Genomic DNA, 8,915 nt, shown 5'->3' with positions numbered 1-8,915 from the left:
ACGCCTGAACTGGAAAACACCTCATCAGGTATTTATGCAATCATACAGCCGCGTTGCACTTCGAGATTGAATCCACCTTCACTTTCTGCGGAGGAAACCATGGACAAGGCTCAACTCATTCAGGAAAAGCTCAAGCTCGACGCCGAACTGCAGGCTTACATCAAGGAGCACGGCTTCGACTACAACGAGTATTGCGCCCCCTCGCCGGGGAGCTGGTATGAAAGCTACCGCAAGCGGGTGAAGGCCATCGAGGACCAGCTCCTGCCCAAACTCCAGTACTGGGTGGGCCCCTCCCCCCAGTCGCAGAAAGCGGCCTGAGACCGCAACGAACCTTGCCAGGAAAGCGGCCCCAAGGGCCGCTTTCTTTTTGCCGGGAAAATTCCCGGGCCTTCCGGCCTCAGCCGGCCCCGTCCAGCCAGTCGAGGATTTCTTGTGGGGTGTTGATGAGGCCGCTCGCCCCCCAGTTTGCCGGCTCGTCCTCCGCGGCCAGATATCCGTAAAGGGCGACCACCACCGGCATGCCTGCCGCCCGCGCGGCTGCCACGTCCCGCTCGGCATCCCCCACATAGAGGCAATGGGCGGGCGAAAGGCCCAGTTCGGTGGCGGCGTGGAGCAGGGGCTCGGGATGGGGTTTGGCTTGGGCGGTGCTGTCCCCGGAGACGATGCAGCCCGCGCGCGGGTGAAGGCCAAGGGCCCGCAGCAGGGGCAGGGTAAAACGCGCCGGCTTGTTGGTGACTACTCCCCAGCGCAGTGCGCGCGCCTCGATGGCGTCGAGGGTTTCGGCCATGCCCGGAAACAGCGCCGTGTGCGCCGCGAGGCGCCGTTCGTACAGATCGAGAAATTGGGCGCGCATCGCCGCAAACTCTGGCGATCGGGGCGTCAGGTTGAAGCCCAGGGCGAGCAGGCCGCGCGCCCCATGGGAGGCCACCGGCCGGATGAGCTCGAAGGGCAGGGGCGGCAGTCCGTGCAACCGGCGCTGTTCGTTGAGGGCGGCGGCGAGATCGGGGGCGGTGTCGGCGAGGGTGCCGTCCAGGTCGAAAAGGACGGCCTCAATCATCCCGGTGGGCGTGGAGCAGGTAATTGACGTCGGTGTCGTCCCCAAGGGCATAGACCCTGGTGAAGGGGTTGTAGGTCATGCCGATCACTTCCACCACGTCGAGCCCCGCCTGCCGGCACATGCGCGCCAGCTCCGAGGGCTTGATGAATTTGGCGTAGTCATGGGTGCCCCGCGGCAGCAGGCGCAGGATGTATTCGGCGCCGATGATGGCAAAGAGATAGGACTTGGGGTTGCGGTTGATGGTGGAGAAAAACACCTCCCCGCCGGGCTTCACCAGCTTCGCGCAGGCCTGCACCGTGCTGGCCGGATCGGGCACGTGTTCCAGCATTTCCATGCAGGTGACGACATCGAAACTGCCTGGCATTTCCTCGGCGAGCGCCTCGGCCGAGATGTGGCGGTAATCCACCTGTCGGCCCGATTCCAGCAGGTGGAGTTTCGCCACCTTGAGGGCCTTCTCACCCAGGTCGATGCCCGTCACCTGGGCACCGCGCGCCGCCATGGCCTCCGCCAGGATGCCGCCGCCGCAGCCCACGTCGAGCACTTTTTTGCCGGCAAGATCGACCCGGCCTGCGATCCAGTCAAGCCGCAGGGGATTGATCTCGTGCAGCGGCCTGAACTCGCTGTTGGGGTCCCACCAGCGGTGGGCAAGCGCGGCGAATTTTTCCAGTTCCGTGTGATCGACGTTCATTTGCCCGTTCCCTCTCCGCGCTGGGCAAGCAGGCGTTGCCAATGGGCGGCTTTCGCCTGCACTTCCTGCATGTCCAGCCTCTTCAGAGTACGGTTTTCCAGCAACGGTTCCCCTTCCACCCAGACGTGGCTGACATTCTCCCGTCCCGCGGCATAGACGAGATGGGAGACCACATCATAACAGGGCTGGGTCTCCACGCCAGCGAGGTCCACCGCCACCACGTCCGCCGCCTTGCCGCAAGTGAGCGAGCCAATGCGGTTATCGAGCCCCAGGGCGCGCGCGCCGCCCAGGGTGGCCAGGGTGAGGGCGTGGTGGGCATCGAGTACCGTGGGATCATGGGTCACCCCCTTGGCGAGCAGGGCGGCGGTGCGGGTTTCCTCCAGGAGATCGAGCCGGTTGTTGCTGGCGGCACCGTCGGTGCCCAATCCCAGGTTGATGTCCGCCGCCAAAAGCTTCGCCACCGGGGCGATGCCGCTGCCCAGCTTGAGGTTCGAGCTGGGACAGTGGGCGATGTGGGCGCCGACGTGGTGGAGGCGTTCGATTTCCGCCTCCTCAAGATGCACCATGTGCACCGCGATGAGCTGCGGCCCCAACAGCCCGAGGCGGTCCAGGCGGGCCAGGGGGCGCATGCCGTGGGCGGTGAGGCTGGCTTCGATCTCGTCGCGGGTTTCGTGCAGGTGCACATGGATGGGTAAATCCAACTGGTCGGCGAGGGTGAGCACCTTCTCGAAAGTGCGGTCGCTCACCGTGTAGGGCGCATGGGGCGCCATGGCGAAACCGAGGCGGCTTTCCCCTTTGAAGGCATCGCGGATGGCCAGCCCCTTGTGCAGGTAATCGTCGGCATCGGCAGCGTAGGCGCTGGGAAATTCCAAGGTGATGATGCCCAGCACCGCACGCATGCCGCTGGCCAGCACCGCCTGCGCCGTGGCGTCGGGAAAGAAATACATGTCGTTGAAACAGGTGATGCCGGCGCGCAGCATCTCGGCGCAGGCAAGGAGGCTGCCGTCGTGCGCGAAGTCGGGGCTCACGTGGCGTGCCTCCGCCGGCCAGATGTGTTCCTTAAGCCAGGTCATCAGGGGACGGTCGTCCGCCAGGCCACGCATGAGGGTCATGGCGGCGTGGGTGTGGAGATTGACAAGCCCCGGAATCAGGACGTGGTGTTCAAGCCGGGTTTCGGCGAGCTGAGGGAAGCGCCGGTGCGCTTCCGCCGTGGGGAGCAGGGCACCAATGCGGCCGTTTTCCACGAGCAGGCTGTGATGCTCGAGAACCTGGCCAAAAGGCTCGACGGGGACGATCCAGCGCGCACTGAGGAGGTAGGCTTCGGCCACGGAAAGCGGGTGTCAAAAAAAAGCCCCGCCAAGCATAGCGGGGCCCGGTCGGTGCCGTGTTTGTCAGTCTGCGGAGGACTTCTGAACTTTGATTTCCACCACCACACGCCGGTTGGGCTGCAGGCATTCCACCAGTTTTTTGTTGTGGCGGTTTTCCGGCCCTTTGATCTCCTTGCAGGAAACCACCGGCTCGGACTCACCCTTGGCGGCTGTCTCCAGGCGGTTTGCCTCGATACCCTGGCTGATCAGGTAGTCCTTGACCGCCTTGGCGCGGCGCTCCGACAGCTTCATGTTGTATTTTTCGCTGCCGATGCGGTCGGCATGACCGGTAATGAGGAGCACCTCGACCTGCGGATACTGCTTCATCTTGGCCACCACCTCACGGTCGAGGACCTCCTTGCCATCGGGCCGCACCACGGCCTTGTCGAAGTCGAAGAGGGCTTCCGCCTGTATGGTCACCTTGGCGAAGGCAGGCTTGGCCGGGCCAGTGGGCGGCACCAAGGGTTGCGCCGGGACGGTGTCCTGTTTGGCCGCGGCGGGCTTCTGCTCTTCTTTTTTCACCAGATCGGGGTCACACTCGGCAGTGGCCATGGAAGGTGTCCAGTAGCCGGCGCGCCAGCATTCCTTGTAATTGTTCTTCCAGACGTTGCCGGCGTTGTCATACCAGTAACCAGCGGAACGTTCCGCGGCCTGGGCGGAAGCCACGCCTATCGTGCCTAGGACAGCGAGCGCGGCGATGACGGTGAGGCGGGACAGCATGGTCATGGTTTGAACCTTTCTTGTCTTGGTGTTTGAGGAAAAGAGGCGCGGTCGGAAGGACCACGGCTACGTCATCAATCATAAGCAGAAAACCCCGCCAAGACAAGGGCAGGGGAGGGCGCCGGCCGGCTGCAGGCAGCCATGATCGGCGGTGGCCGGGGTGGGGCGGCCATGCTACACTTCGCATTTTTCCCCGGCCGGCCACCTCGGCCCATGCCAAGCCACTGAAAAAATGGACCAATTCGCCAAAGAAACCATTCCCGTCAGCCTCGAAGAGGAGATGCGCAACTCCTACCTCGATTACGCCATGAGCGTGATCGTGGGGCGCGCCCTGCCGGATGTCCGGGACGGTCTCAAACCGGTGCACCGGCGCGTGCTGTTCGCCATGCACGAATCCAACAACGTCTGGAACCGGCCCTATGTGAAATGCGCGCGCGTGGTGGGTGATGTGCTGGGGAAATATCACCCCCACGGCGACACCGCCACCTACGAGGCCCTGGTGCGCATGGCGCAGGATTTCTCCATGCGCTACACCCTGATCGACGGTCAGGGCAACTTCGGTTCGGTGGACGGTGATTCCCCGGCTGCCTACCGTTACACCGAGTGCCGGCTGGAGCGCATCGCCTCTGAAATGCTGGCGGACATCGACAAGGAAACCGTCGATTTCGTCCCCAATTACGATGGCAAGGAGCGCGAGCCCACCGTCCTGCCGACGCGGATTCCCAATCTCCTCATCAACGGCTCGGCGGGCATTGCTGTGGGCATGGCCACCAACATTCCGCCCCACAACCTGGGCGAGGTGGTGGATGCCTGTCTGGCCCTGCTGGAAGACCCGGAGATCGGGGTGGACGAGCTGATCGGGATCGTCAAGGCGCCGGACTTTCCCACCGCCGGCATCATCTTCGGCGTGGCGGGCATCCGGGAGGGCTACCGCACCGGTCGCGGCCGGGTCGTGATCCGCGCCCGCACCCATTTCGAGAACCTGGACAAGGCGGGCAACCGTCAGGCCATCATCATCGACGAGCTCCCCTACCAGGTGAACAAGGCCAATCTCCTCATGCGCATCGGCGAGCTGGTGCGGGAGAAGAAAATCGAGGGCATCGCCGATCTGCGTGATGAGTCCGACAAATCCGGCATGCGGGTGGTGATCGAGCTCAAGCGGGGCGAAATGCCGGAGGTGGTACTGAACAATCTGTTCAAGCTGACGCAGATGCAGGACACCTTCGGCATGAACATGGTGGCCCTGGTGGATGGCCAGCCGCGTCTTTTGAACCTGAAAGACCTGCTCGATGCCTTTCTGCGCCACCGGCGGGAGGTGGTCACCCGCCGCACCCTCTTCGAATTGCGCAAGGCGCGCGAGCGGGGCCACATCCTGGAAGGATTGGCGGTGGCGCTGTCCAACGTGGACGAGATCATCGCCCTGATCAAGGCCTCGCAAACGCCGGCGGTGGCCAAGGAAAGGCTGATGGCCAAGGCCTGGCGTTCGCCGGTGGTGGAGGAAATGCTGGCGCGGGCGGGGGCCGATGCCACCCGTCCCGAGGGCTTGCTGCCCGAATATGGCCTGTCCGCCCAGGGCTACCGGCTGTCCGAGGCACAGGCCCAGGCCATCCTGGAGTTGCGGCTGCAGCGTCTGACTGGCCTTGAGCAGGACAAAATCGTCAGCGAATACCGGGAAGTGATCGACAAGATCGCCGACTATCTGGACATTCTGGCCAAGCCGGCGCGCATCACCGGCATCATTCGCGACGAGCTCACCGAGATCAAAGCCCAATACGGGGATGCGCGCCGCAGTGAAATCGTCACCGATGCCCAGGATTTGTCCCTGGAGGACCTCATTGCGCCGGAGGATGTGGTGGTGACTCTGTCCCATTCCGGCTACATCAAGGCGCAGCCGGTGGCGGATTACCGCGCCCAGAAACGCGGCGGGCGGGGCAAACAGGCGGCGGCGACCAAGGAAGACGATTTCATCGAGAAGCTGTTCATCGCCAACACCCACGACTACATCCTCTGTTTTTCCAACCGGGGGCGCGTCTATTGGCTCAAGGTATACAACGTGCCGCAGGGGAGCCGCACCTCCCGCGGCAAACCCATCGTCAACCTGGTGCCCCTGATGGAGCACGAGAAGATTACCGCCGTGTTGCCGGTGAAGGAATTCGACGACGATCATTTCGTCTTCATGGCCACCGCCATGGGCACGGTGAAGAAAACGCCGCTGTCGGAATTTTCCCGTCCCCGCGCCAGCGGCATCATCGCCGTCAATCTGGACGATGGCGACTATCTGGTGGGGGCCGACATCACCAATGGCCGCTGCGATGTGTTGCTCTTCTCCGACGGCGGCAAGGCGGTGCGCTTCGATGAGAACGACGTGCGTCCCATGGGCCGCAACGCCCACGGTGTGCGGGGCATGAAGCTTCTGCCGGGGCAGAAGGTGATTTCCATGGTGGTCGCCAGCGAGCAGAATCTTTCCGTGCTCACCGCCACCGAGAATGGCTACGGCAAGCGCACGCCGCTTTCGGAATACACCCGCCATGGACGCGGCACCCAGGGCATGATCGCCATCCAGACCACGGAACGCAATGGCAAGGTGGTGGCGGCGGCGCTGGTGGATGACAACGACGAAATCATGCTCATCACCACCGGCGGGGTTCTCATCCGCACCCGGGTGCGGGAAATCCGCGAAATGGGGCGCGCCACCCAGGGTGTGATCCTTATCAACCTGGACGAGGGCGAGAAACTCGTCGGCGTAGAGCGCATCGTCGAACGGGACGAGGACGACTGATCCGGCACCGTCAGCCAACGAAGGAAAGAAGCCTCGAGGAAAACCATGGAACGTGTATACAACTTCAGTGCCGGCCCGGCCACGCTACCGCTGGAAGTGCTCGAGCAGGTGCGCGACGAGCTCGTCAACTGGCAGGGCTGCGGCATGTCGGTGATGGAAATGAGCCACCGCGGCAAGGAATTCATGGGTATTTCCGCCCAGGCCGAGGCGGATTTGCGTGAGCTGCTGGCCATCCCCGACCACTACAAGGTGCTCTTCCTGCAGGGGGGCGCTTCACTGCAGTTTGCCATGGTGCCCATGAATCTGCTGCGCGGGCGGAAGAGTGCCGATTATCTCAACACCGGTGAGTGGTCGAAGAAGGCGATCAAGGAAGCGCAGAAGTTCTGCACCGTGAACGTGGTGGCGAGCTCCGAAGACCGCAATTTCTCCTACGCGCCGCCACAGGAGACGTGGAAGCTGAATCCGGATGCGGCCTATGTGCACTACACGCCCAACGAGACTATCGGCGGTGTCGAGATTTTCTGGACGCCGGATACCGGTGAAGTACCGCTGGTCGCCGACATGTCCTCCAACATCCTGTCGCGTCCCATCGACGTCTCCCGCTATGGGCTGATCTACGCCGGGGCGCAGAAAAACATCGGGCCGGCGGGGCTTGCCATCGTCATCGTGCGCGAGGACCTGATCGGCGCACCGCTTGCGGGCACGCCCACCATGCTGGATTACAAGGTCCACGCCGACAATGGGTCCATGTACAACACGCCCCCCACCTTCGCTATCTACGTCGCCGGCCTGGTTTTCAAGTGGCTCAAGCGGCGGGGCGGTCTTGCCGCGATGGAGCAGTACAACATCGCCAAGGCAAAAATCCTCTACGACTACCTGGACAGCACCGACTTCTACCACTGCCCCACGGCGCGGGAGAATCGCTCCCGCATGAACGTGCCCTTCACCCTCAGGGATGCGGCCCTGGACGAGGCTTTCCTCAAGGGGGCCAAAGAGCGCGGCCTGGTTCAGCTCAAGGGCCACCGCTCGGTGGGGGGCATGCGTGCCTCCCTCTACAACGCCATGCCCATCGAGGGGGTGAAGGCTCTGGTGGAATACATGCAGGAATTCGAGAGGGAACATGGCTGAGAAATTCCGCATCCTCACCCTCAACAACATCTCGCCGGTGGGGCTGGCGCGCCTGCCGTCGGAGCGCTACATCATCGGCAGTGACATCGCCGAGCCGGACGCCATCCTGGTGCGGTCGGCGAAAATGCACGACATGGACATCCCGCCAAGCGTGAAGGCCATCGCCCGCGCCGGCGCTGGCACCAACAACGTGCCGGTGGCCAAAATGAGCGAGCGGGGCGTGCCCGTCTTCAATGCGCCGGGTGCCAACGCCAATGCGGTGAAGGAACTGGTCATTGCCAGCATGCTGATTGCCGCCCGCAATCTCATGCCCGCCTGGCAATTCGCCCAATCCCTCGAGGGCGACGATGCGGAGATTGCCAAAGCGGTGGAAGCAGGCAAAAAACAGTTCGCGGGGATTGAACTGCCCAACCGCACCCTGGGCATCATCGGCCTGGGTGCCATCGGCTCCCTGGTTGCCGACGCCGGCATCCGTCTGGGCATGAACGTGATCGGCTTCGACCCGGAAATCACCGTGGAGGCCGCCTGGCGCCTGCCTTCCAGCGTGAAAAAGGCGGCGAGCGTCGAGGAAGTGGTGAAGAATGCCGATTTCATCACCCTGCACGTGCCGCTTTTGGACAAGACGCGTAACATGATCGATGCGGCGCGGATTGCCCTGATGAAACCCGGCACCGTGCTCCTCAACTTCGCGCGGGAGGGTATCGTCGATGACAAGGCCGTGGTCGAGGGCATTGCCAGCAACAAGCTGCGCGCCTATGTGTGCGATTTCCCCAGCAATGCCTTGAAGGGCCATCCGCGCATCATCACCTTCCCCCATCTGGGGGCCTCCACCGAGGAGGCGGAGGAGAACTGCGCAGTGATGGTGGCGGAACAGGTGCGGGACTATCTGGAAAACGGCAACATCCGCAATGCCGTCAATTTCCCCGACGTTTCCATGGCGCGGGAATCCGCTTGGCGCATCGCCATCGCCAACGCCAACGTCCCCAACATGGTGGGACAGATTTCCACCGCCATGGCCGAGGCCGGACTCAACATCCACAACATGGTCAACAAGTCCAAGGGTGAGATGGCCTACACCCTGGTGGACGTGGATAGTGAGCCGCCGCCGGCGGTGATCGAACGTATCGGCCAGATCAAGGGCGTGCTCATGGTGCGCGCCATCCCCGCCCGCTGAGT

Annotated in this window: 8 protein-coding genes; 4 read left to right on the top strand and 4 right to left on the bottom strand. The window is 63.3% G+C overall.

What is annotated here, in order from left to right:
* The first annotated feature begins 99 nt into the window (after nucleotides 1-99).
* Nucleotides 100-318, top strand: a complete 219-nt coding sequence (locus K6T56_04270) for a hypothetical protein (protein MCL6555563.1) — start codon at nucleotides 100-102, stop codon at nucleotides 316-318.
* Between the two features lie 79 nt (nucleotides 319-397).
* Here K6T56_04270 and gph read toward each other — a convergent pair whose 3' ends face one another.
* The 4 genes from gph to K6T56_04250 form a co-directional block, all read right to left on the bottom strand.
* Complete coding sequence (gene gph / locus K6T56_04265) at nucleotides 398-1,108, bottom strand: phosphoglycolate phosphatase (GenBank protein MCL6555562.1); 711 nt, start codon at nucleotides 1,106-1,108, stop codon at nucleotides 398-400.
* Nucleotides 1,050-1,745, bottom strand: coding sequence for a bifunctional 2-polyprenyl-6-hydroxyphenol methylase/3-demethylubiquinol 3-O-methyltransferase UbiG (ubiG, locus tag K6T56_04260; protein MCL6555561.1), 696 nt, complete (start codon nucleotides 1,743-1,745; stop codon nucleotides 1,050-1,052). Before ubiG ends, gph begins: the two co-directional genes overlap by 59 nt.
* On the bottom strand, nucleotides 1,742-3,073 hold the full coding sequence (locus K6T56_04255; GenBank protein MCL6555560.1) for a TRZ/ATZ family hydrolase: 1,332 nt from the start codon (nucleotides 3,071-3,073) through the stop codon (nucleotides 1,742-1,744). Before K6T56_04255 ends, ubiG begins: the two co-directional genes overlap by 4 nt.
* Nucleotides 3,074-3,136: 63 nt before the next feature.
* Nucleotides 3,137-3,838, bottom strand: a complete 702-nt coding sequence (locus tag K6T56_04250) for an OmpA family protein (GenBank protein ID MCL6555559.1) — start codon at nucleotides 3,836-3,838, stop codon at nucleotides 3,137-3,139.
* Between the two features lie 226 nt (nucleotides 3,839-4,064).
* Between K6T56_04250 and gyrA the strand changes: the two genes are divergently transcribed.
* The 3 genes from gyrA to K6T56_04235 are packed head-to-tail and all read left to right on the top strand — an operon-like array spanning nucleotide 4,065 to nucleotide 8,913.
* Entirely contained in the window at nucleotides 4,065-6,611 is a 2,547-nt protein-coding gene (gyrA, locus tag K6T56_04245) for a DNA gyrase subunit A (GenBank protein ID MCL6555558.1), read from the top strand.
* 45 nt (nucleotides 6,612-6,656) lie between these two features.
* Nucleotides 6,657-7,739 carry a 3-phosphoserine/phosphohydroxythreonine transaminase gene (gene serC / locus K6T56_04240; GenBank protein ID MCL6555557.1) on the top strand — a complete coding sequence of 361 codons (1,083 nt, stop codon included), beginning with the start codon at nucleotides 6,657-6,659 and terminating at the stop codon, nucleotides 7,737-7,739.
* Nucleotides 7,732-8,913 carry a phosphoglycerate dehydrogenase gene (locus tag K6T56_04235; protein MCL6555556.1) on the top strand — a complete coding sequence of 394 codons (1,182 nt, stop codon included), beginning with the start codon at nucleotides 7,732-7,734 and terminating at the stop codon, nucleotides 8,911-8,913. Before serC ends, K6T56_04235 begins: the two co-directional genes overlap by 8 nt.
* Nucleotides 8,914-8,915: the final 2 nt, after the last annotated feature.

This window comes from Burkholderiales bacterium (assembly GCA_023511995.1).
Classification (GTDB): Bacteria; Pseudomonadota; Gammaproteobacteria; order Burkholderiales; family Thiobacteraceae; genus Thiobacter.
The sequence above is the reverse complement of the archived record's forward strand: the minus strand, read 5'-3'. Positions and strand labels throughout refer to the sequence as shown.